This is a genomic window from Phyllobacterium sp. MT110, from assembly GCF_058792715.1.
In genome coordinates this window covers 165,424-186,438 of record NZ_JBXAFE010000005.1, presented here as the reverse complement: position 1 = coordinate 186,438, position 21,015 = coordinate 165,424, and the positions used below count along the sequence as shown (strand labels likewise).

Here is a 21,015-nt window from a genome sequence, read left to right as displayed (position 1 = left end):
ATGCCGTAAATGCCTGCTTAGCAAATTCGTTCAGATTGTCTCAATCTGCGATAAGTCGTGCACCATGGTAAAAATCCGATAAAGCACGACCTAGGCAGCGGGTGCGCCCGGCCGCACAAAACCCTCGCTGGCAACGAGCAGATTGCGCGTATAGGCCTGCGTCACCTTGCGGGCGGCAAGATCGGCGGCGGAAAGGCGCTCCACCTCGGCACCGCTCTGCATGACCATCAGCCGGTCGCACATGTGGGTGACCACCGCCAGATCGTGACTGACCATCAGGAAGGTCAGCTTGCGGTCGCGGCGTATCTGTTCCAGCAGGTTCAGCACTTCGGCCTGTACGGATGCGTCGAGCGCCGATGTCGGTTCATCGAGCAGCAGGATCGACGGCTCCAGGATCAATGCCCGGGCGATAGCGACACGCTGGCGCTGGCCGCCGGACAGCTGATGCGAATAACGGAAGCGGAAGCTGGAGCCGAGGCCCACCTCGTCGAGCGCGCGCAGAATGCGCTTTTCAATGTCGGCAAATCCGTGGACCGCCAGTGGTTCCAGCAGAAGCCGGTCGACGGTCTGGCGCGGGTGCAGCGAACCATAGGGGTCCTGGAACACCATCTGCACTTCACGATAGAACGCCTTGGTGCGCTTCTTGTCCAGCAGCTTGCCATTCACGGTGATCGAGCCGCCGCTGGTCGGCGCCAGCCCGGCGACCGCCCGCAGCAATGTCGATTTGCCGGAGCCGGATTCACCGACGAGCCCGAAGGATTCACCGGGCATCACATCGAGGCTAACACCCCGCAAGGCGCGGAAACGGTCGAACGTGACTTCTAGCTTGTCGACGACAAGCGCTTTGGCAGGAGATGTCGTCATGCCGCCCACTCCGGCTTGCGATCAAGGACAGGGAGAGGATGGGTATCGACACCAATTTTCGGCATGCAGTTCAGAAGCCCCTGCGTATAGGGATGTTTGGCATTGTGCAGGTCCTTGGCGGCGATCTCCTCGACGATATGGCCCGCATACATGACGATGACCCGGTCGCAGAACGACGAGACCAGCCGCAGATCGTGCGAAATGAAGATCAGCCCCATGCCGCGATCGCGCACCAGATTGTCGAGGATGGCGAGAACATCCAGCTGGACAGTCACGTCGAGCGCCGAGGTCGGTTCATCGGCGATGAGCAGCTCCGGGCCGGTGATCAACATCATGGCAATCATGGCGCGCTGCCCCATGCCGCCCGAAACCTCATGCGGATGGAGATCGAAGACGCGCTCGGGATCGCGAATCTGCACGGCGGCCAGCATGTCGAGCGCACGCTTGCGCGCCTCGGATTTGCTGACCCGTTCGTGGGTGCGCAGCGTCTCGACGATCTGCCGCCCGATGCTCATGACCGGATTGAGCGAATATTTCGGGTCCTGCAAAATCATGGCAATCCGGTTGCCGCGCAGCGACCGCCGTTCGGCAGCCGAGACTTTCAGCAGGTCGATGCCATCGAAATTCAACGTCTCTGCGGTAATTTTCGCATGCGGCGGCGTCAGCCCCATGATGGCGCGCCCGGTCTGGGACTTGCCCGAACCGGATTCGCCGACAATGCCGAGACGTTCGCGGCCGAGCGTAAAGGATACACCGCGCACGGCATCGACCACACCCGTCCGGGTCGGAAACTGGACCCGCAGGTCCTTGACAGTCAAAAGGGTGCTCATTGGTTGTTGCCTCGCGGATCAAGCGCATCGCGCAGGCCATCGCCCAGCAGATTGAAGCCAAGGCTGACGATCAGAATGGCAAAGCCCGGTGCTGCGGCAACCCACCACTGATCCATGATGAAACGGCGGCCCGACGCAATCATCGCCCCCCATTCCGGCAATGGCGGCTGAGCGCCGAGACCAAGAAAGCCAAGACCCGCGGCAATCAGGATGATACCGGCCATATCCAGCGTTACACGGACAATCAGCGAGGACAGGCAGAGCGGCATGATGTGCCGCAGGACGATGCGGACCGGCGAGGCCCCCATCAGGCGGACGGCTGCAATATAGTCGGAATTGCGAATCGTCAGTGTTTCGGCGCGCGCGATACGGGCATAGGGTGGCCAGGACGTCACGGCGATGGCAAAGACCGCATTTTCGATGCCAGGTCCCAGGGCTGCGACCAGCGCAAGCGCAAGAATAAGCTTTGGGAAGGCCAGAAAAATATCGGTGAGGCGCATAAGAATGGAATCGACCCAGCCTCCCGCATAACCCGCGGCAGTGCCGACGATCAGGCCAATGGGCGCTGCGATGATCGCTACGAGTATCACGACATAGAGCGTGAGGCGCGAGCCATAGATGAGGCGTGAGAGAATATCACGGCCCTGATCATCGGTGCCAAGCCAATAGTCACCACCGGGTGGCAACAGGCGCGCATTGCGCAGGTCGCCGATAACGGGTGAATGTGGCGCAAGAACATTGGCCAATGCTGCAACCACCAGCAGGGCGACGATAATGGCAAGGCCGGCAAGCGCCAGCCGGTTGCTAGCGAAGCGGCCCCATACCAGATAGGCGCGGCCAAGCCTTGCCTGCAGGCGCGATTGCGGACGGTCACTCATCAGCCATTGACGGCGCGACATGGGTGGAGGCGGTGTATGGATTGTCTGGCTCATCGTGCGCGCGTCCGTGGGTCAAGCGCCTGATACAGAAGATCAGACAGGAGATTGATGGCAATGAACACTGCGCCAATGATGATGGTGCCGCCAAGGACCGCGTTCATATCCGCGTTTTGCAGGGAATTGGTGATGTACAGGCCGAGGCCCGGCCACGAGAAGACGGTTTCGGTCAGGACTGAACCTTCAAGCAAATTGGCATAGGACAGGGCAATGACCGTCACCAATGGCACGGCGGCGTTGCGCAAGGCATGGGCCCAGATGATGCGGGTTTCCGACAGGCCCTTGGCACGGGCGGCAACGATATATTCCTGTTCCAGCTCATTGAGCATGAAACTGCGGGTCATGCGGCTGATATAGGCAAGCGAGAAATAACCAAGCAGCGAAGCGGGCAGGATGATGAATGAGAAGATATTCCAGAAGGCGTCCCAATTGCCTTGAAGCACCGCGTCGAGAAGATAAAAGCCGGTAATGGGTGTAAATGTGTATTCATAGATGACGTCGATGCGGCCCGGCCCCGAAGTCCAGCCAAGCTTGGCGTAAAAGACCAGCAACGCCAGCAATCCGAGCCAGAAGATCGGCATGGAATAGCCGATAAGGCCGATAAGACGCACGATCTGGTCGATCAGGCTGCCGCGTTTGACGGCGGCAAGGACCCCAAGCGGTACGCCGAAAAGCGTGCCGATGAGCGTGCCGAACGTGGCAAGCTCCATGGTGGCCGGAAACACCCGGCGGATGTCGGTCATGACAGGATTGGAGGTCAAGACCGAATTGCCGAAATTACCCTGCAGCGCGCCTTTCACATAGATGAAAAACTGCTCATAGAGCGGCAGGTTCAGGCCATATTCCTCGCGCACCCGCTCGACCACATGGGCCGGGGCCCGATCGCCGACGATCGCCAGGGCGGGATCGATGGGAATGACCCGTCCGATAAAGAAAGTCACGGCGAGAAGGCCGAGGAAAGTGATCGCGCCGATCAGCACGAAGCGGCCAATAGCAATGGCAAGGCCGGAGGCCCAGGCGCCTGAACGCCTGGCCTCCAGTTGTGTTTCTGTGGTCGTCATAATTTCAGCCTTGGGCGCTTGCCCTGATCATTTCGATACGGTGAAAACGTAATTGGTATCGAAAGATGGTCCGAGCTTGAAACCCTTGAGATTCGAGCGGATACCGGCAACTTCCGTCTGCTGGAACAGGAGAACGAACGGGCTGGTTGCCAGAACCTTCTTCTGCAGATCCTCATAGGTCTTGGCGCGCTTGGCAGTGTCGCGTTCCAGCAGGGCCGACTTGGTTTCCTTGGTCAGATCCGGCACATCCCAGGCATTGCGCCATGCGAGCGTCTTGTTGGTGCCCGTATCGGCATTGTCCGGATTGCTGGTGAAGGTTTCCGCATTGGAGTTCGGATCCCAGTAATCCACGCCCCACTGACCGATATAGATATCATGGGTGCGGGCGCGGTATTTGGTCAGCGTCTGCTTACCGTCGCCGGGAATGATCTCCAGCTTCACGCCGCCCTGGGCAAAGGTCTGCTGCACGGATTCGGCAATGCCCGTCACCGGCTGGCCGTTGCGCACATCCATCGTCACTGAGAAACCATCCTTCAGACCGGCCTTGGCCAGAAGTTCCTTGGCCTTCGCCACGTTGAGGGAATAGGGCTTTTCGTCCAGCTCGCCCAGAATGCCCTTCGGCAGGAAGGTCTGGTGGATTTCGCCGATGCCCTTGATCAGCTTTTCGCCGATGGCGTCATAGTCGACGAGGTATTTCAGCGCTTCACGCACTTCCGGCTTGGCTAGGTTCGCATTCTTCTGGTTGAGGCTGAAATAATAGATCGTGCCCTTGGCTGCGCTGGTCGTCTTGATGTCGCTGTTCTTGACCACCTGTTCCAGATCGTTGGGCTCCAGATTGCGGGCAACGTCGATATCGCCCTTTTCCAGGAGCAGGCGCTGCGTGGCGCTTTCCTTGACATGGCGGTAGATCACGCGGTTGAGCGGCGCCTTGGTGCCGTGATAATTGTCGTTGCGCTCCAGAACGAGGATTTCGTTGGCGCGCCAGTCGCGGATCTTCATCGGGCCGGAACCGGCATAATTGGTCTTCATCCAGGCATTGCCGTAGTCATTGTCGACCACATGCTGCGAGATCAGCTTCTTGTCGACGACGGATGCAACCGTCGATGTCAGGCAGTTGAGCACGAAGCTGGGGGCATAGGGCTGGTCAACGGTGAAAACGAAGGTGCTCGGATCCGTTGCCTTGGCCTTTGCGGTGACATTGTCCGGCTTCAGGCCGAACTGGGTGAGGATGAAGGCGGGGCTCTTGTCGATCTTGATGGCGCGCTCGAAGGAATAGGCGACGTCTTCAGCCGTCAGCGGATTGCCGGAAGCAAATTTCAGGCCCGGCTTCAGCTTGAACGTATAGGTCAGGCCATCGTCGGAAACCGTCCAGCTCTCGGCAACGTCAGGAATGATCTTCGAGGGGTCATTGATGTCGAGGCGCACCAGCTTGTCATAGGTATTGCCGTTGATCTCGCCCATGGTGAGCTCGAAGGCCTCGCCCGGATCAAGTGTAATCACATCGTCGATGGCAAAAGCTTCGACCAGCGTATCGGCTGGCGTTGCGGCCCATGCAGGCACGCCGGATATCACGAGCGCGGAGAGCGCCGCACTTCCGACAAGCAGCCGGAATTTCGCGTTTAACTGGTTGATCAACATAATAGTCACCCCTGTTTTTTGTGTTGTTTCAGTTCGTTTCATGCCAAGCGGATCGCAGGATACGCATCCAGTTTCCGTAGCAAATCTTTGCAAGATCCTCGTTTGAATATCCAGCGTCCGCCAGCGCTTTGACAAGCGCCTGATTGCCTGCCGCGTCAGCGATTTCGCTGGGGATTTTAGCACCATCAAAATCCGAGCCAAGGGCCACGCAGTCGATTCCCATGCGATTGACCATATAGTCGATGTGGCGAACCATGTCGCTGAGCGGCGTATCGGCATTCTCGCGGGCGTCCGGACGCAGCATCGCGACCGCATAGTTCAGGCCAACCAGCCCCTTGCGCTCGCGAATGGCATCGAACTGCTTGTCCGTCAGATTGCGTGCGATCGGCGTGAGCGCGTGAACATTGGAATGGCTGGCAACCAGTGGCTGATCGCTGATCCGGGCGACATCCCAGAAGCCCTTTTCCGTGATATGGGCAAGATCAACGAGAATGCCGAGGCGGTTGCATGCCCTGACCAGATCCTCGCCCGCCGCCGTCAGACCGGGACCGGTATCCGGGTCGGACGGATAGGCAAATGGAACCCCGTGAGCGAAAACATTGTTGCGGCTCCAGACCGGCCCGAGTGAGCGCAGTCCCGCCGCATAGAAAACCTCGAGTGCGGCCAGATCGGCATCGATCGCTTCGCAGCCCTCGATATGCAGAACCGCGGCGAACTGGTCGTTGGCCACCGACTCCTCGATATCGGCGGTGGAACGGCACAGCTTCCACCCGCCCGCCTGTTCCAGACGCAGCGCAATCGAGGCCATTTCCAGGGAGATGTCGAGGGAGGGTGCACGCTCGAGCGGCGCAGCGAGCGGCGTAAAATAATGCCCCTTGGCATCGGGCGCCTTGAAGGCAAGATCGCCTGACGGAACATAGATGGCGCACAGGCCGCCAACGAGCCCGCCCTTCAGGGCGCGGCTCTTGTCGATATGGCCTGAGGTGGTACCTTCAATGAATTCGCGGACCGGGTCGGCGCCGTCTTTTGAATGTTTCCACAACCGGTAAAGCACATCGTTGTGACCATCAAAGACAGGCTGCATTTCAATTCCCACTCAGGTTACCCAACAAGGCATGCCCACCGATAAATCGTTTCATCAACGTCCGGTGCTGCGTGCTTCTCCTTGGACAAAAGATCATGTCGCAGAGGAACAGGCAAGATAGGAATTGTACAAAAGTATAAGAGCAACCCCATTTGTGCCGGGCCGCCCATGCGAACGGGTTGCAACCTGTGGATCGTGGCTGCGGATTGCCAAACTTGCTACCCATAGGACGGCGAAATATCGCTGGAGCGTTGGCATGATTGACAACGGAGGAGTGCGTTGGCATGATTGACAACACCGGCGCCAAACTGATCTACCGGCACAAGAGCATATTCGCTGACGGCTCTATCATGGAGATGATAATCTGGTCCGTTCCCATGCCGGTCAAAGGAAGCGCGCATCCTTACAAATACCGGCTTTTCTGGGGTCGGCACGGCAGGCGGATTGTCGGATACGACAATGAAAGAGGAAAAGGCGATCACTGCCATCTCGATGGGCGGGAATATCCGTATCTCTTCATCTCCGTCGAGGCGTTGATCATCGATTTTTATTCGGAAATTGACAGGAGAATAGTCAAATGAGACGGGCAGCGATCCAGATATGCAGCGACACGAACGCCGTCATGCGTGACGCTGCCAAGGAATTTACCAACACCTGGAACAAGGGAAGCGCCGATCCGGTTGCGACATTCACTTTCAGTTCGCCGGCCCAACTGTTTTCAATCATCACGCCCAAACGCTGGGAACTGATCGAGCATTTGCAAAAGATAGGTCCGTCCAGCATTCGCGGTCTTGCCCGCTCGCTCCGGCGCGATGTGAAGCGGGTTCACGACGATGTAACAGTCTTGATCCATTGGGGTCTTGTCGAACGTACCGAGGATGCAAAGGTTTGCGTGCCGTTCGACATCATTCACGCCGATTTTGACCTGCGGGCGGTGGCCTGACGGCGACGCCCGCAGCCGGGACTATTGTCCGGGATCAGACGTCCAGATTGGCAACGCTGAGCGCATTGTCCTGAATGAACTCGCGGCGCGGCTCGACATCATCGCCCATCAGCCTTGAGAACAGGCTGTCGGCGTCCGTCGCGTCATTGACCTTGACCTGCAGCAGCGAACGGGCATTGGGATCAAGCGTGGTTTCCCACAATTGATCGGCGTTCATTTCGCCCAGTCCCTTGTAACGCTGCAGCGACAGGCCCTTGCGTCCCGTGGCAAAGACCGCCTCGAGCAGGGCAATCGGTCCGGCCAGGGATTCGGACTTTTCCTTGCGGCGCAGGACAGGCGGCTTGCCGTAGACTTCCTGCAGGCGCGGGGAATAGCGGTCGAGCTGGCGTGCATCGGCCGAACCGATCAAGGCCATGTCGAGCGTCACGGTTTCCTTGACGCCGCGCAGCGAACGTTCCAGGACATAGCCGTCGACACCGTCATCCGGGGTTGCAAGCCGGCCGGTCCAGCCCTTTTCTGTCTCTTCGGCGATCAGGTCGAGGCGGGCAGCGACTTCCTTCACCAAAAGCTCGGCACGCGGCGTATCGGAAATGGCTTCCGGATTGAGCGCGCCGGCAATGGTCGCCTGCTCGACGACGGCACGGTCGTAGCGGGTGTTGAGGCCCAGCAGCAGATGACGGACAGCCAGCGCATCATTGATGACAGACCGCAGATCCGTACCGGCACGCACTTCACCGCCGGTCAGTTCCAGCGATGCTTCTTCAAGGCCTGAATCAATCAGGAACTCCTCGAAGGCCGCTTCGTTCTTGATGTATTGCGAGGACTTGCCGCGCGACACCTTATAAAGCGGTGGCTGGGCGATATAGATATGGCCGCGCTCGATCAGTTCCGGCATCTGGCGGAAGAAGAACGTCAGCAGCAGCGTGCGAATATGCGCCCCGTCGACGTCGGCGTCGGTCATGATGATGATCTTGTGATAACGCAGCTTGTCCGGGTTGAACTCGTCCTTGCCGATGCTGGTTCCCAGCGCCAGGATCAGCGTGCCGATCTGGTCGGAGGAGAGCATGCGGTCGAGTTTGACACGCTCGACGTTCAGGATCTTGCCGCGCAGCGGCAGGATCGCCTGGTTCTGGCGCGAGCGGCCGCCCTTGGCCGAACCACCGGCGGAATCGCCCTCGACGATGAAGATTTCCGACTTGGCCGGATCGCGCTCCTGGCAATCGGCAAGCTTGCCCGGCAACGAGCTGATGCTCAGCGAATTCTTGCGGGTGATGTCGCGCGCCTTGCGGGCAGCCTCGCGGGCGGATGCAGCCTGGATGACCTTTTCCACCAGAACCTTGCCTTCGGCAGGATGTTCTTCCAGCCAGCTCGACAAGGCCTCATTGACGAGACTTTCGACGACCGCGCGCACTTCGGATGAAACGAGCTTGTCCTTGGTCTGCGACGAGAATTTCGGGTCCGGCACCTTGACGGAGAGAACGGCGGTCAGACCTTCACGGCAATCATCGCCGGTCAGCGATACCTTTGCCTTTTTCGCCTGCCCGGTGTTTTCGGCATAACCCGTCATCTGGCGCGTCAGCGCACCGCGGAAACCGGCGAGATGCGTCCCGCCATCGCGCTGCGGAATGTTGTTGGTGAAGCACAGAACATTCTCGTGATAGCTGTCATTCCACCACATGGCGACTTCCACGGTGGTGTCATCGCGCTCACCGCGAATATAGATCGGTTCGCTGACCAGTTCCTTTTTGGTGCGATCGAGATATTTGACGTAGGCCGTCAGCCCGCCCTCATAAAACAGCTCGAGCTCGACCGGATCGGCATGGCGGCGGTCAGCCAGAAGGATGCGAACACCGGAGTTCAGGAAAGCCAGTTCGCGCAGACGATGTTCCAGCGTCTTGAAATCGAACTCGACCATGGTGAATGTGTCGGTCGAAGGCAGGAACGACACTTCCGTGCCGGTCTCGCCATTGGACTCGCCGATTTCCCGCAGCGGAGCATCCGCAACGCCATGGGTGAAACTCATTTCATGGATTTTGCCCTGACGGCGAATCTTGAGGCGCAGCCAGACCGACAGGGCGTTGACCACGGAAACACCCACGCCATGCAGACCGCCCGACACCTTGTAGGAGTTCTGATCGAACTTACCGCCGGCGTGCAGCTGGGTCATGATGACCTCGGCTGCGGAGACGCCTTCCTCGTGCATATCCGTGGGAATTCCGCGTCCGTTATCCGTGACAGTGCAGGACCCGTCGGGATTGAGCGTGACAGTGACGCGCGTCGCATGACCGGCCAGCGCCTCGTCAATGGCGTTGTCGACGACTTCATAGACCATGTGGTGCAAGCCGGAACCGTCGTCCGTATCGCCGATATACATACCCGGGCGTTTGCGGACAGCATCCAACCCCTTGAGAACCTTGATAGAATCTGCACCATATTCCGGTGAAGTTCCGGTCGTCATCTCAGGTGTATCACTCATATAAATTCAATCTTTTCTTGGCGCCGTAAACTGGCGTGAAGGACCCGGGCGAATCATGCCCGGCTGCAAACCTAGATATAGTGGTTAATGTACGTTTTTCCAATTCTTAGCCTATAGGCTATCCACGGATCATGGCTAAAAAACGCCTGATCGACGCGGAAATCCGTGCCTGAACCTTGCGGTATGGCACAGATTCAGGCTGAGCCCGGCCCGCCTTCTCGCACAATTCATTCCGGGCGCCACACCACGAACGGGAACACAGCGGTGCACGCTACCTGATAATCTGGATTCCGGTCGACGCCGGCCTTGCCATGGGAGACTGGGCGTCGAGAAACGCCTTGACCTCGGTGAAATCGAGACTGCCGGTTTCATCGCGATCGATTTCCCGGAAATGATCGGAAAAGTAGCCCACACCGGCTTTTTCCGCCGAAGCGACGGTGACACGCTGCGTGGCAGGGTCAGCCGCCTGGTCGAACAGAAAACGGATACGGCGGTCGACAGCGCTGCCCACACTCTCCGGCGTGATCGGCTTGGGACTTCCCTGTCCCAGCGGGTCATGCGGAGGAGTGGCGCGCAGCGCGCGCGGCTGCATGTCCAGATCCGGCCGGGTCAGATTGATGGAATCCCCGGCATGGGAGGCCGGTGCTTGTCCGCTGACTGCGAGCAAAACCGTGACCATCGACAAAGCAAACTTACTCATGGCCATCCCTTTCCGCGAAGGGTGCATTCAATGCGGCAATCATGTTCGTCTGGGGCTGGGCATAGAATGCATCGAGATCCTGCATGACATGCTCATAGGAACGGGTCTTGCCGGGCAGGACGCCGTGGCCGCCCTCATAGGTTTTGACCGGTACCTTGGCTGCCAAGCCAGCGCGCGTTATGTTCAGTTCCGTCTGATGAAACACGGTGTTGAGGTCGTAATAGCCGTGCTGGATGAGAACCTTCAGGTTGGGGTTCAAGGTCAAGGCAAAAGCCATATCCGGAAGACTGGTTCCCAACCTGCCTTCGGCACCAGGCAGCCTTGGATCAGGTTCAAAATTCCAGTTATCGATGATGCCGCCGTTGAGACCCAGATAAGGTGACGTCGGCTTGTAGTTCATGAAATCGGCCTGATAGGTTTTTATGAAATCATAATAAATATCGACCCGATCCAGCGAGGGATCGATTGCCTGTCTGGGCAAAAACTCCCGTCCGTCATCGATGACAAGCTTACCCCGCGCCGGGTCGAACTTTTCAAGGAATTGCATGGGATCGAGATTGGGCGTTTCGATCCAGGGATTGTCCCTGACCATATCCCCTTTCTGGTACGGTTTGCCTATTCCGGTAAGCCGGTAGAGCGCATTGAGAAAATTCTCGGCATTGGACTGACCTCCTTCCGGAAAGGACCAGCTGGGTGCGTTGAGGTAGGCGTCCCATTGGATTCGGTCAGACGCCGCTTGCGAAACGCCCGGGAATACGGCCCGATACAGGCTGTTGAAGGTGACGGCAAATGCGCGGACATCCGACAGGAACCTTGCAATCTTTGGTGCCACAGATGCTGGATCGGCCGTTTTCAGGTCCTCGGCCGTCAGATCCTGTCGGCCGGCGGGTTTGCTGTGATAGGCGGCAACCATGGCGTAAGTCGGCAGCGCTCCCCCGCAGGAGACCTTGAAGTGGCGGCAGTCTGTTTTAAAGTCCAGCATCGGTGAGTTCAGGATCAGTCCGGCAAGGATATTGGCCGGCTTGCCATCTGGGCCAGCCATATAGTCGCGGCTGCCGCTTTCGATGAGCCGGCGCCCGATGATCGGCGCACGCATGCCGCCATAGGATACACCGTAAATATATTTCGGCGAGCTTTGCCGGCCGGTGAGGTTGACGTAACGGGTGATAAAGTCACGCAGGACCTTGGCATCGCTGTCGACGCCCCAGAAATCCGCGTTTTCATACGGCCGGATCGCTGCGGAATAACCCGTTCCAACCGGATCGACAAACACAAGATCGGTTTTGTCGAGCATAGTATCGGGATTGTCGAGCAGTCTCAATTCCGGCGATACCGGATCAACTTTCTTCGGTCCAAGAAAATCGAGATCAAGATCTGCAGATGCGCCGCCCGGCCCGCCATTGAAAACGAAGGTGACCGGGCGGGTTTCGCGCGGCATGTCATCGCGCGTATAGGCCGTATAGAAAATGGCGGCTTGTGCATCGAGTCGCGCCAGATCAACCGGCTTCGGCGGGGCACTTTCCCAGTCATAGGCAATCATATGACCGGCGGTTGCAGTGAACTGAATGACACTCCCCCTGAGGTTGATCGTCTGCGCCTTGCTGGAAGGCGTTTCGCTCACGGCAAGGCGCTCAACCGCATCATAAGGCTCATAGGCAAAGACGGCACTCCCGGGCACGGGCTTGGGGGCGGTAAAAGTTCCTGACGAGGCGGTTGAAGCGGATTTTTCGGAATCGGAACCGCCACTGCAGGAGACGAGAAACACCGCCAGCAGGGGCCAGTACAAGCGCAAAGCCATGGTCACAACCTCATAATACAAATCGATAAAATACTTAAGCTATTGATATAATGAGATAAAAATTGAGAACAAATCTGATTTTCGGTCAGTCGTTTCGACTGTCTCACAAAAATGGCGGTGCATGGGATGAGTACACCCTGCCCGGCCATCCCTCGTCAATTAGCCATTGGTCGATAGGCCAACGGCAAACCGGCGAACAGCCGGGACATAGCAGGAATCAGGGCTGAATGGGTGGACATCGGGAAACGCCATCCCCACATTTCGGGTCTGGAGGCTGCCACATGGACACTGTCAGAACCGCATTCATTCCCCCCGCGCCGGTGCCGCGCACGGGCCCGGTCGGCACGATTGAGCTGATTCGCACCATTTACCGCAATCCGCTCGAGTTGTGGGGAGAGCCGTCCTACAACGAACCATGGGTATCCATCGACTGGGCCTTCCAGCACACGATCATCGCCAATGATCCCGGCCTGATCCGCCACGTCCTCGTCGACAACGCCAAGAATTACAAGATGGCGGCGGTGCGCCAGCGCATCCTGCGCCCGATCCTGCGCGACGGGCTGCTCACAGCCGAAGGCGAGACCTGGAAACGCTCGCGCAGGGCCATGGCGCCCGTCTTTACCCCGCGCCACATCAACGGTTTTGCCGAAGCGATGAAGCGGACCACGGAAAGCTTTGCCGAACGCTATGAAAGCGTGGCGGGCACCGTCGATGTGTCCCGCGACATGACGATGCTCACCTATGACATCCTGGCGGAAACCCTGTTTTCCGGCGAAATTGCCGGTGAACCCGACGAATTCGCCCATGAAGTCGACCGCCTGTTCGAGACAATGGGGCGCGTCGACCCGCTGGACCTCCTCGGTGCGCCGAGCTGGCTGCCGCGCTTCACCCAGATCCGCGGCCGCAGGGCACTGGCCTTCTTCCGCAAGATCGTTGCCGAGACGATCGTCCTGCGCAAGGCGCGCATGGACCGGGATGGCGACGCCGTTCCCAACGATTTCCTGACGCTGCTGCTGCGTGCGGAAGGACCGGACGGGCTGTCGCGCGCCGAGATCGAAGACAATATCATCACCTTCATCGGGGCCGGGCATGAAACCACGGCGCGGGCGCTGGGCTGGACGTTCTATCTGCTGGCACAGGCGCCGTGGGAACGCGATCTGATCGAACAGGAAATCGACGCCTTCATGCAGCAGGACCCGCTGCCGGCGCCGCATGACTGGCTGAACGCCCTGCCCTTCACGCGGGCCGCCTTTGAGGAAGCCATGCGGCTCTACCCACCGGCGCCTTCGATCAATCGCGAGCCGGTGGAGGACGATCAGTACAAGGATCTGCATATTCCCAAGGGGTCCGCCATTCTGGTCATGCCATGGACGGTGCATCGCCATCGCCTCTATTGGGACAATCCCGAAGCCTTCGTGCCCTCGCGCTTCCATCCGGAAAACCGCGACACGATCGACCGCTTCCAGTACCTGCCGTTCGGCGCCGGACCGCGCGTGTGCATCGGCGCCAGCTTTGCGCTGCAGGAGGCCATCATCGCGCTGGCAACGCTGCTGCACAGATATCGTTTCGATACGGTGGGCACGGCAAAGCCATGGCCGGTGCAGAAACTGACGACGCAACCCGATGGCGGACTGCCCATGGCGGTTTCGGCAAGGCGGTAGGAAATGGCTTCCAGACAACCAAAATCTCTGCCCATTGATTTCACCTGAAATTAAAGCTATATTCCTTTCAGACGAAAGGTATAGACATGTCGGCACTCACCCAACGCACACCGGAACACACCAGCAAGACCGCCGTTGTTTCCAAGGCTTTGCTGCGGTCGTCCGAACTGCTCGGGCTGACCGCCAAGGAATTGTCGACCGTGGTCGGCCTGTCGGAGCCCAGCATATCGCGCCTGAAGCGCAGCGAGGATGGCACGCCGCTCACCGGCAAGAGTTATGAGCTGGCGCTGCTTTTCATCCGGCTCTACCGTTCGCTGGACGCCATTGTCGGCGGTGACGACAGCGTCGCCCGGCAGTGGATCCGCACCGACAACAGCATGCTGGGGGGCAAGCCGCTCAACCGCATCAAAACCATTGACGGTCTCGCCCATGTCCTTGCCTATCTGGACGCCCGACGCGCTCCGATCTGAGGCGCGCGACCGGCACGGCGCCTGCTGGCGCCTTGTTGAGGCGCAACACCGCGTTTCCACCATGAAACTTGTCGATACGCTCGACGAGCAGGCCTTGCTTGAGGACGAGATCGAAGCGACCAAGCCGCCTTTGCCGCCGGATTGCGCCCGGCTCGATTATCTCCTGGCAACGCCCTTTCGCTATGGCCGCTATCCCGGCAATTCACGCTTCCGGCGCGAGGGCTATTCTCCCGGCGTGTTCTATGCCAGCGAAGTGGTTGAAACGGCGGTGGCCGAGACGGCATTCTACCGGCTCCTGTTCTTCAGCGAGAGCCCGGGAACGCCTTGGCCGCGCAATGCACTGGAATTCACCGCATTCGAGAGCCGCTATGCGACGAAGCGCGGCATCGATCTGCTGGCTCAGCCCTTTGCCCGGCATGCGGAGCATTGGACGCACCTGACCGACTATACGGCCTGCCTTGCGCTGGCCGACGCGGCGCATCAGGCGGGCATCGAGATCATCCGCTACCAGTCGGTGCGCGACCCCGCGGGCGGCGCCAATCTGGCGCTGCTCTCCTGCGGCGCCTTCGCCATGCCGCGCCCCACGCACACGACCACATGGCGGCTGGTGTTTTCCGATTATGGCGTCAAGGCCATCTGCGACCAGCCGGACATCCGGCTGGGTTTCAGCCGCGCGATCTTTGCCGGCGACCCGCGCATGGCAAGGACGCTGCGCCCGTAAGACGAAGGCCTAACCGAGCCGCGCCGCATGCCAGGCGACATGATCGGCCATGAAGGTGGAAATGAAGAAATAGGAATGGTCGTAGCCATCGCGCATGTTGAGCATCAGCGGAATATTGGCCTGCCGGCACGCCTCTTCCAGGAGCCATGGCCGCAGGCCGTCATCGAGAAAACCATCGGCCTTGCCCTGATCCACCAGCAGTTCCGGCACCCGGTGGCCATCCTCGATCAGCAGCACGCTGTCATAGGCGCGCCAGGCCGTCTCGTCGGTGCCGAGATATTTTTCAAAGGCCGGACGCGACCAGCCCGCGACACCCGGCCGGACGATGGGGGCAAAGGCGGAAACGGAGCGGTAACGGCCGGGGTGCTTCAGCGCCAGCGTGATGGCGCCATGCCCGCCCATGGAATGGCCGAAAATACCCTGCCGCGCCATATCGACGGGAAAATTGGCGGCGATCAGCGCCGGCAGTTCCTGCGCGATATAGCTCGCCATGCGGTAGTTGTCGGCATAGGGCGCCTCGGTCGCATCGAGATAAAATCCGGCGCCTGACCCGAACTGCCAATTGTCCTTTTCATCAGGCACGTGATCGCCGCGCGGGCTGGTATCGGGGCAGACGATGGCAACGCCGTGCTCGGCCGCCGCGCGGCGGTATTCACCCTTGTCCATGACGTTCTGGTGGGTGCAGGTGAGACCCGAGAGATACCACAGCACCGGCACCGGGCCATCCTTGGCTTGCGGCGGCAGAAACACCGCGAAGGTCATGTCGCACTGGCAGGCATCGCTGCGATGGCGATAGACTCCCTGCGTGCCTTCAAAACTCCTGGCGATCGATAGCGTTTCCATGACAATTCCCGTGGTTTTTTGAGCTGATTATTGGCCGAGCGCGACAGCGACATTGACCGCCGCTGCCACAAGCACCGTGTTGAAGAAGAAGGAAACGATGGCGTGCAGCAGGTTGACCTTGCGCATTTCGGTGCTGGTGACCGCCGTATCGGAGGTTTGCGCGGTCATGCCGATGACAAAGGAAAAATACAGAAACTCGATGCCGCCCGGCTCCTTTTCGCCGGGGAAATCCAGCCCGCCGACATGTTTGCGCGGCTTGTCCTTGGTGCCCTCTGCCGTTTCATCCGGCTGCCAGTAGAGATGGGCATAATGGATGGCGGCCATGGCATGGATGGTCGCCCAGCCCAGCGGCACGGCGGCCAGCGCGGGAACAAGATTGATCAGCTGCGGGTGCTTGCCGCTGTTGATCAGCACGAAAAGCGACCCCACCGCCACGACAACCGTGCCGAGGGTAACGGCAAAAATGACCGCCATGGGCTCGTCGGAACGGGCCGCATTCTTCCTGAGAAAATCCGCCGTCAGCCGACGGATCTTGAACGCCGTCAGGATGAGATAGACAATGAAGAAGGTGTTTGCGGCGAGCACATAGGCAAGGTGCGGGTAGAACACCAGGGCGAGCGCCAGCGCGGCGAGACCGGCAACAGCTGCGATGTAAAAGGGATTGTGCCGGCGCAGCATTGCCTTCTACCCCGCCGTTTGTGCCGTCACCGGCCGCTGCATGTCGACATGCGGAATATCATCTTCCAGATATTCGCCCGACACCGGCAGAAAGCCGAAGGACTCATAAAACCGCTGCAGGTGGCTTTGCGCCGACAGCGCGATGGGGCGGCCGGGAAAGCGGGTTTCGCAGGCGGCAATGGCCTCGGCCATCAGCTTTTCGCCGAGCCGCTTGCCGCGATGCGCGGGCGAGACGACGACCCGGCCGATGCGCGCCGCATCCATGCCGCCATGCGGCGGGCGCAGGCGGGCGCTCGCCACCAGTTCATCGCCGAGGAGAAGCCGCAGATGCAGCGCGTCAAGGTCCTTGCCATCAAGTTCCGGATAGGGGCATTTCTGCTCGACGACAAAGACATCGACCCGCAGGCGCAGCATGGCATAGAGATCGCGCGGACTGAATTCATCCATCCCGCGCACATCCACCGTGTAGCCGCCATCGGCCATCAGAAGACGACGACCGAGCGGATCGATTTGCCTTCGTGCATCAGGTCGAAGGCGGTGTTGATTTCCTCGAGCGGCATGGTGTGGGTGATGAGAGGGTCGATCTCGATCTTGCCTTCCATGTACCAGTCGACGATTTTCGGCACGTCGGTGCGCCCGCGCGCGCCGCCGAAGGCCGTGCCGCGCCAGTTGCGTCCGGTGACCAGCTGGAACGGCCGCGTTGCGATTTCCTTGCCGGCTTCCGCCACGCCGATGACGATGCTGGTGCCCCAGCCGCGATGGCAGCATTCGAGCGCCTGGCGCATCACATTGGTGTTGCCGGTTGCATCGAAGGAGAAATCCGCGCCGCCATCGGTCAGGTCCTGGATGGCCTGCACCACCTTGTCATTGCCGACCTCATTGGGATTGACGAAATGGGTCATGCCGAATCTTTTCGCCATCTCGACCTTGGCCGGGTTGAGATCGACACCGATGATCTTGTCGGCACCGACCATGCGCGCACCCTGGATGACATTGAGGCCGATGCCGCCGAGACCGAAGACCACCACATTGGCGCCGGGCCAGACCTTGCCTGTGTAGATCACCGCGCCGATGCCGGTCGTCACGCCGCAGCCGATATAGCAGATCTTGTCGAAGGGCGCGTCTTCGCGCACCTTGGCCAAAGCGATTTCCGGCAGGATGGTGAAATTGGAGAAGGTGGAGCAGCCCATGTAATGGAAGACTTCGCCGCCATCGCAGGAGAAGCGGCTGGTGCCGTCGGGCATGACGCCCTGTCCTTGAGTCGAGCGGATGGAGGTGCACAGGTTCGAGCGCTGCGACAGGCAGGTCTTGCACTGGCGGCATTCGGGTGTGTAGAGCGGAATGACATGGTCGCCGACCTTGAGCGAGGTCACACCGGCGCCGAGCTCACGCACGATGCCCGCGCCTTCATGGCCGAGAACGGCGGGGAATTTGCCTTCGGAATCAAGGCCGGAGAGCGTATAGGCATCCGTATGGCACACGCCGGTGGCCATGACTTCCACCAGAACCTCGCCCGGCTTCGGCCCGCCGATCTCGATGGTTTCGATGGTCAATGGCTTCCTGGCTTCCCAGGCAACGGCGGCGCGCGATTTCATGCGAATTCTCCCTGATGCGTCTTTCAACATGCGGTATACTGATTTGCAGTTGTGCACTATCAGGATCACACCGGGGATCGTCAATCAAATCGGCGACATTTCTGGTCGCCGATCAAGACACTGGGTAGGAGCCGCCCGACGAGCCTTGTCTAAGATTGCAGTGACATGTTCACAAAACAATGGACTTCGCGCGGCAAACCTTGTCAAAACGGCCGGAGATTTCACCACTGGATTTTGCCGTGCCTGACCTGCCTCTCCTGCCTGTCACCGAGATTTTTCCCGCGCTGGACGGCGCGCTGGCGGGCGGCATGGCGACGGTTGTCGTGGCGCCGCCCGGCGCGGGCAAGACGACGCTGATTCCGCTGCATCTGCTCGGCGCGCCATGGCGCGGGGACCGGACCATCGTCCTTCTGGAGCCGCGCCGCCTTGCAGCGCGCGCCGCCGCCAGCCGCATGGCCAGCCTGCTGGGCGAAGAGGTGGGCGCCACCGTCGGTTACCGCATGCGGCTGGAAAACAAGGTGTCGGCCAGGACGCGCGTCCTTGTGGTGACCGAGGGCGTGTTCGCCCGCATGATCCTCGACGATCCCGATCTTGCCGGTGTCGCCGCCGTGCTGTTCGACGAATTCCACGAGCGCAGCCTCGATGCCGATTTCGGCCTGGCGCTGGCGCTCGACGTGCAGGCGGCGCTGCGGCCGGACCTGAAGCTCCTTGTCATGTCGGCAACGCTCGATGGCGCGCGCGTGGCACAGCTTCTCGGCGATGCGCCGGTGCTGGAAAGCAAGGGCCGCTCCTTTCCCATCGAAACGCGCTATCGCGAGAGAAAACCGGATGAGAGGATCGAAGATGCCATGGCGCGGGCGATCCGCGACACGCTGGCCACAGAGACCGGCAGCATTCTGGCGTTTCTTCCCGGACAGCGTGAAATCGAGCGCACCGCCGAAGCGCTGGACGGGCGCGTGGGTGCGGACACGATGATCGTGCCGCTCTATGGCGCGCTCGAGGGCCGCGACCAGGATGCGGCGATACGGCCGGCGCCGCTGGGCAGGCGCAAGGTGGTGCTGGCGACATCCATTGCCGAGACGTCGATCACCATCGACGGCGTGCGCGTCGTCATCGACAGCGGCCTGGCGCGGCTGCCGAAATTCGAACCGGCCACCGGCCTGACCCGGCTGGAAACCGTGCGGGCGGCGCGGGCGGCGGTGGACCAGCGCGCGGGCCGTGCCGGACGCACGGAACCCGGCATTGCCCTGCGCCTGTGGCGCGCCGAACAGACGGCGGCGCTCGAAGCCTTTGCCCCACCGGAAATTCTCGAGGCTGATTTGACCGGCCTCGTGCTTGATTGTGCCGCCTGGGGCGTTGCCGATCCGCGCAGCCTGGCCTTTCTCGATGCGCCGCCCGCCCCAGCGATCAGGGAAGCCAAAACCTTGCTCGACAATCTCGGTGCGCTGGACAGCGACCGCATCACCCCGATGGGCCATGCCATGCGCGCGCTCGCCCTGCCGGCGCGGCTTGCCCATATGGTGCTGACGGCGCGGCAACGCGGACAGGGCGGGCGCGCGGCCGACCTCGCCGTGCTCCTCACCGAACGCGGGTTGGGCGGCAATGATATTGACCTCGACGTACGGCTTAGCCGTTTTCAGCGCGAACGCGGCGAGCGGGCAACGCGGGCGCGCGGGCTGGCAAAGCGGCTGGCCGGACGTGATGTTGTGCAGGGGACGGAGCCGGACAGTGCCGGACGCCTGCTGATCGATGCCTATCCCGACCGGATTGCCAAGGCGCGCGGCAACGGCCAGTTCACGCTGGCCAACGGTCGCGGCGGCGAAATGGATGCGGCGACCTCGCTGGCACGCGCGCCATGGCTCGTCGTCGCCGATCTGGCGGGCCGGGCCGGCAAGGCCCGGATACTGGCAGCGGCGGAAACAACCGAAGCCGACATCCGCGAAGCGCTGGGCGATCGCATCGTCAGCGGCCGGCAGGTCAGCTACGACGCAAACCGCAATGCCCTGCAGGCGCGCGATGCCACCCGCATCGGGGCCATCGCCCTGTCGGAAAAGACCCTGCCCGCCCCCAGCGGCGATCAGGCCAATCAGGGCGTCGTCGAGGCGGTGCGCAGCCATGGTCTCGATATCCTGCCCTGGTCGAAGGAGGCAACGATCCTGCGCCGCCGGCTTGCCTGGCTGCACAAGGGCCTCGGCGCTCCATGGCCATCCATGGCCGATGCGGATCTGATTGCCGTGCTGGATGACTGGCTGCTGCCGTTCCTGCCGGGAACCGCCAATCTCAACCAGATTCCGGCGCATGTGCTTGTCGAAGGGCTGCGTGCACTGGTGCCGCATGATCTGCAGCGCCGGATCGATGCGCTGGCCCCGACGCATTTCGCGGTGCCGACCGGCTCGAACATTCCCATCCGCTACGATGCGGACGACCCTGTTCTTGCCGTGCGCGTGCAGGAACTGTTCGGGCTCGGGGTTCATCCTGCCATTGCCGGCGGAACAATCCCGCTGCTCTTGGAACTGCTCTCCCCGGCGCACCGGCCGATCCAGATCACCCGTGACCTGCCGGGTTTCTGGAAAGGCTCCTGGGCCGATGTGCGCAGCGACATGCGCGGGCGTTATCCCCGGCATGTCTGGCCGGAAGACCCGGCGCAGGCACTGCCCACGGCCCGGGCCAAACCGCGCGGAACATAGGCGAGCCGCAAACGATGCAAAACGAGAATTC

At 60.7% G+C, this 21,015-nt stretch carries 19 protein-coding genes; 6 read left to right on the top strand and 13 right to left on the bottom strand.

Going from position 1 to position 21,015, the window contains the following annotated elements; genetic code table 11:
- Positions 1–90: 90 nt before the first annotated feature.
- The 6 genes from AC1Q5O_RS20630 to AC1Q5O_RS20605 are packed head-to-tail and all read right to left on the bottom strand — an operon-like array spanning position 91 to position 6,412.
- The gene (locus tag AC1Q5O_RS20630; protein WP_346306489.1) at positions 91–864 is read right to left on the bottom strand and encodes an ABC transporter ATP-binding protein; all 774 of its coding nucleotides are present in this window, start codon (positions 862–864) and stop codon (positions 91–93) included.
- Positions 861–1,694, bottom strand: a complete 834-nt coding sequence (locus AC1Q5O_RS20625; RefSeq protein WP_492565546.1) for an ABC transporter ATP-binding protein — start codon at positions 1,692–1,694, stop codon at positions 861–863. Before AC1Q5O_RS20625 ends, AC1Q5O_RS20630 begins: the two co-directional genes overlap by 4 nt.
- Positions 1,691–2,626 carry a nickel transporter permease gene (gene nikC, locus AC1Q5O_RS20620; RefSeq protein ID WP_223612201.1) on the bottom strand — a complete coding sequence of 312 codons (936 nt, stop codon included), beginning with the start codon at positions 2,624–2,626 and terminating at the stop codon, positions 1,691–1,693. Before nikC ends, AC1Q5O_RS20625 begins: the two co-directional genes overlap by 4 nt.
- Positions 2,623–3,690, bottom strand: coding sequence for an ABC transporter permease (locus AC1Q5O_RS20615; protein ID WP_223612202.1), 1,068 nt, complete (start codon positions 3,688–3,690; stop codon positions 2,623–2,625). Before AC1Q5O_RS20615 ends, nikC begins: the two co-directional genes overlap by 4 nt.
- Before the next feature lie 27 nt (positions 3,691–3,717).
- A complete protein-coding gene (locus tag AC1Q5O_RS20610) occupies positions 3,718–5,328 on the bottom strand; it encodes an ABC transporter substrate-binding protein (RefSeq protein WP_464662375.1) in 1,611 nt (536 codons plus the stop codon).
- Between the two features lie 28 nt (positions 5,329–5,356).
- A complete protein-coding gene (locus tag AC1Q5O_RS20605) occupies positions 5,357–6,412 on the bottom strand; it encodes a dipeptidase (protein WP_472461940.1) in 1,056 nt (351 codons plus the stop codon).
- 284 nt (positions 6,413–6,696) lie between these two features.
- Here AC1Q5O_RS20605 and AC1Q5O_RS20600 point away from each other — a divergent pair, with 284 nt between their 5' ends.
- Both AC1Q5O_RS20600 and AC1Q5O_RS20595 read left to right on the top strand, forming a co-directional pair.
- Positions 6,697–6,993, top strand: coding sequence for a toxin-antitoxin system TumE family protein (locus AC1Q5O_RS20600; RefSeq protein WP_492565542.1), 297 nt, complete (start codon positions 6,697–6,699; stop codon positions 6,991–6,993).
- Positions 6,990–7,355, top strand: coding sequence for an HVO_A0114 family putative DNA-binding protein (locus tag AC1Q5O_RS20595; protein WP_492565540.1), 366 nt, complete (start codon positions 6,990–6,992; stop codon positions 7,353–7,355). The genes AC1Q5O_RS20600 and AC1Q5O_RS20595 overlap by 4 nt, the downstream gene beginning before the upstream one ends.
- Before the next feature lie 34 nt (positions 7,356–7,389).
- Here AC1Q5O_RS20595 and gyrB read toward each other — a convergent pair whose 3' ends face one another.
- From gyrB to AC1Q5O_RS20580, 3 genes are all read right to left on the bottom strand, one after another.
- Entirely contained in the window at positions 7,390–9,831 is a 2,442-nt protein-coding gene (gene gyrB, locus AC1Q5O_RS20590; protein ID WP_223612206.1) for a DNA topoisomerase (ATP-hydrolyzing) subunit B, read from the bottom strand.
- 271 nt (positions 9,832–10,102) lie between these two features.
- A complete protein-coding gene (locus AC1Q5O_RS20585; RefSeq protein WP_492565538.1) occupies positions 10,103–10,531 on the bottom strand; it encodes a hypothetical protein in 429 nt (142 codons plus the stop codon).
- Positions 10,524–12,329: a S10 family serine carboxypeptidase-like protein gene (locus AC1Q5O_RS20580; RefSeq protein ID WP_492565537.1), complete on the bottom strand. Its 1,806-nt coding sequence runs from the start codon at positions 12,327–12,329 to the stop codon at positions 10,524–10,526. The genes AC1Q5O_RS20585 and AC1Q5O_RS20580 overlap by 8 nt, the downstream gene beginning before the upstream one ends.
- A gap of 281 nt (positions 12,330–12,610) precedes the next feature.
- On the opposite strand from AC1Q5O_RS20580, the gene AC1Q5O_RS20575 reads away from it, so the two are divergent.
- From AC1Q5O_RS20575 to AC1Q5O_RS20565, 3 genes are all read left to right on the top strand, one after another.
- The gene (locus AC1Q5O_RS20575; RefSeq protein WP_464662363.1) at positions 12,611–13,990 is read left to right on the top strand and encodes a cytochrome P450; all 1,380 of its coding nucleotides are present in this window, start codon (positions 12,611–12,613) and stop codon (positions 13,988–13,990) included.
- Between the two features lie 86 nt (positions 13,991–14,076).
- The gene (locus tag AC1Q5O_RS20570) at positions 14,077–14,460 is read left to right on the top strand and encodes an MbcA/ParS/Xre antitoxin family protein (protein ID WP_223612210.1); all 384 of its coding nucleotides are present in this window, start codon (positions 14,077–14,079) and stop codon (positions 14,458–14,460) included.
- On the top strand, positions 14,420–15,181 hold the full coding sequence (locus AC1Q5O_RS20565) for an RES family NAD+ phosphorylase (RefSeq protein ID WP_346306977.1): 762 nt from the start codon (positions 14,420–14,422) through the stop codon (positions 15,179–15,181). The genes AC1Q5O_RS20570 and AC1Q5O_RS20565 overlap by 41 nt, the downstream gene beginning before the upstream one ends.
- A 9-nt stretch (positions 15,182–15,190) precedes the next feature.
- Here the strand turns inward: AC1Q5O_RS20565 and fghA are convergent, their stop codons facing one another.
- From fghA to AC1Q5O_RS20545, 4 genes are read right to left on the bottom strand one after another with little or no spacing between them, the layout of a single operon-like run.
- Entirely contained in the window at positions 15,191–16,024 is an 834-nt protein-coding gene (gene fghA, locus AC1Q5O_RS20560) for an S-formylglutathione hydrolase (RefSeq protein WP_492565534.1), read from the bottom strand.
- 27 nt (positions 16,025–16,051) lie between these two features.
- Complete coding sequence (locus tag AC1Q5O_RS20555) at positions 16,052–16,702, bottom strand: DUF1345 domain-containing protein (protein ID WP_492565532.1); 651 nt, start codon at positions 16,700–16,702, stop codon at positions 16,052–16,054.
- 6 nt (positions 16,703–16,708) lie between these two features.
- Entirely contained in the window at positions 16,709–17,185 is a 477-nt protein-coding gene (locus tag AC1Q5O_RS20550) for a GNAT family N-acetyltransferase (protein WP_492565531.1), read from the bottom strand.
- On the bottom strand, positions 17,185–18,297 hold the full coding sequence (locus AC1Q5O_RS20545; protein ID WP_492565529.1) for an S-(hydroxymethyl)glutathione dehydrogenase/class III alcohol dehydrogenase: 1,113 nt from the start codon (positions 18,295–18,297) through the stop codon (positions 17,185–17,187). Before AC1Q5O_RS20545 ends, AC1Q5O_RS20550 begins: the two co-directional genes overlap by 1 nt.
- Positions 18,298–18,536: 239 nt before the next feature.
- Here AC1Q5O_RS20545 and hrpB point away from each other — a divergent pair, with 239 nt between their 5' ends.
- Positions 18,537–20,984: an ATP-dependent helicase HrpB gene (gene hrpB, locus AC1Q5O_RS20540; protein ID WP_492565527.1), complete on the top strand. Its 2,448-nt coding sequence runs from the start codon at positions 18,537–18,539 to the stop codon at positions 20,982–20,984.
- Positions 20,985–21,015: the final 31 nt, after the last annotated feature.

Excerpts from the sequence above, each read along its gene's own strand:
- AC1Q5O_RS20630 (WP_346306489.1), bottom strand. The coding sequence starts at position 864 with ATGACGACATCTCCTGCCAAAGCGCTTGTCGTCGACAAGCTAGAAGTC.
- AC1Q5O_RS20625 (WP_492565546.1), bottom strand. The coding sequence starts at position 1,694 with ATGAGCACCCTTTTGACTGTCAAGGACCTGCGGGTCCAGTTTCCGACC.
- nikC (WP_223612201.1), bottom strand. The coding sequence starts at position 2,626 with ATGAGCCAGACAATCCATACACCGCCTCCACCCATGTCGCGCCGTCAA.
- AC1Q5O_RS20615 (WP_223612202.1), bottom strand. The coding sequence starts at position 3,690 with ATGACGACCACAGAAACACAACTGGAGGCCAGGCGTTCAGGCGCCTGG.
- AC1Q5O_RS20610 (WP_464662375.1), bottom strand. The coding sequence starts at position 5,328 with ATGTTGATCAACCAGTTAAACGCGAAATTCCGGCTGCTTGTCGGAAGT.
- AC1Q5O_RS20605 (WP_472461940.1), bottom strand. The coding sequence starts at position 6,412 with ATGCAGCCTGTCTTTGATGGTCACAACGATGTGCTTTACCGGTTGTGG.
- AC1Q5O_RS20600 (WP_492565542.1), top strand. The coding sequence starts at position 6,697 with ATGATTGACAACACCGGCGCCAAACTGATCTACCGGCACAAGAGCATA.
- AC1Q5O_RS20595 (WP_492565540.1), top strand. The coding sequence starts at position 6,990 with ATGAGACGGGCAGCGATCCAGATATGCAGCGACACGAACGCCGTCATG.
- gyrB (WP_223612206.1), bottom strand. The coding sequence starts at position 9,831 with ATGAGTGATACACCTGAGATGACGACCGGAACTTCACCGGAATATGGT.
- AC1Q5O_RS20585 (WP_492565538.1), bottom strand. The coding sequence starts at position 10,531 with ATGAGTAAGTTTGCTTTGTCGATGGTCACGGTTTTGCTCGCAGTCAGC.
- AC1Q5O_RS20580 (WP_492565537.1), bottom strand. The coding sequence starts at position 12,329 with ATGGCTTTGCGCTTGTACTGGCCCCTGCTGGCGGTGTTTCTCGTCTCC.
- AC1Q5O_RS20575 (WP_464662363.1), top strand. The coding sequence starts at position 12,611 with ATGGACACTGTCAGAACCGCATTCATTCCCCCCGCGCCGGTGCCGCGC.
- AC1Q5O_RS20570 (WP_223612210.1), top strand. The coding sequence starts at position 14,077 with ATGTCGGCACTCACCCAACGCACACCGGAACACACCAGCAAGACCGCC.
- AC1Q5O_RS20565 (WP_346306977.1), top strand. The coding sequence starts at position 14,420 with ATGTCCTTGCCTATCTGGACGCCCGACGCGCTCCGATCTGAGGCGCGC.
- fghA (WP_492565534.1), bottom strand. The coding sequence starts at position 16,024 with ATGGAAACGCTATCGATCGCCAGGAGTTTTGAAGGCACGCAGGGAGTC.
- AC1Q5O_RS20555 (WP_492565532.1), bottom strand. The coding sequence starts at position 16,702 with ATGCTGCGCCGGCACAATCCCTTTTACATCGCAGCTGTTGCCGGTCTC.
- AC1Q5O_RS20550 (WP_492565531.1), bottom strand. The coding sequence starts at position 17,185 with ATGGCCGATGGCGGCTACACGGTGGATGTGCGCGGGATGGATGAATTC.
- AC1Q5O_RS20545 (WP_492565529.1), bottom strand. The coding sequence starts at position 18,297 with ATGAAATCGCGCGCCGCCGTTGCCTGGGAAGCCAGGAAGCCATTGACC.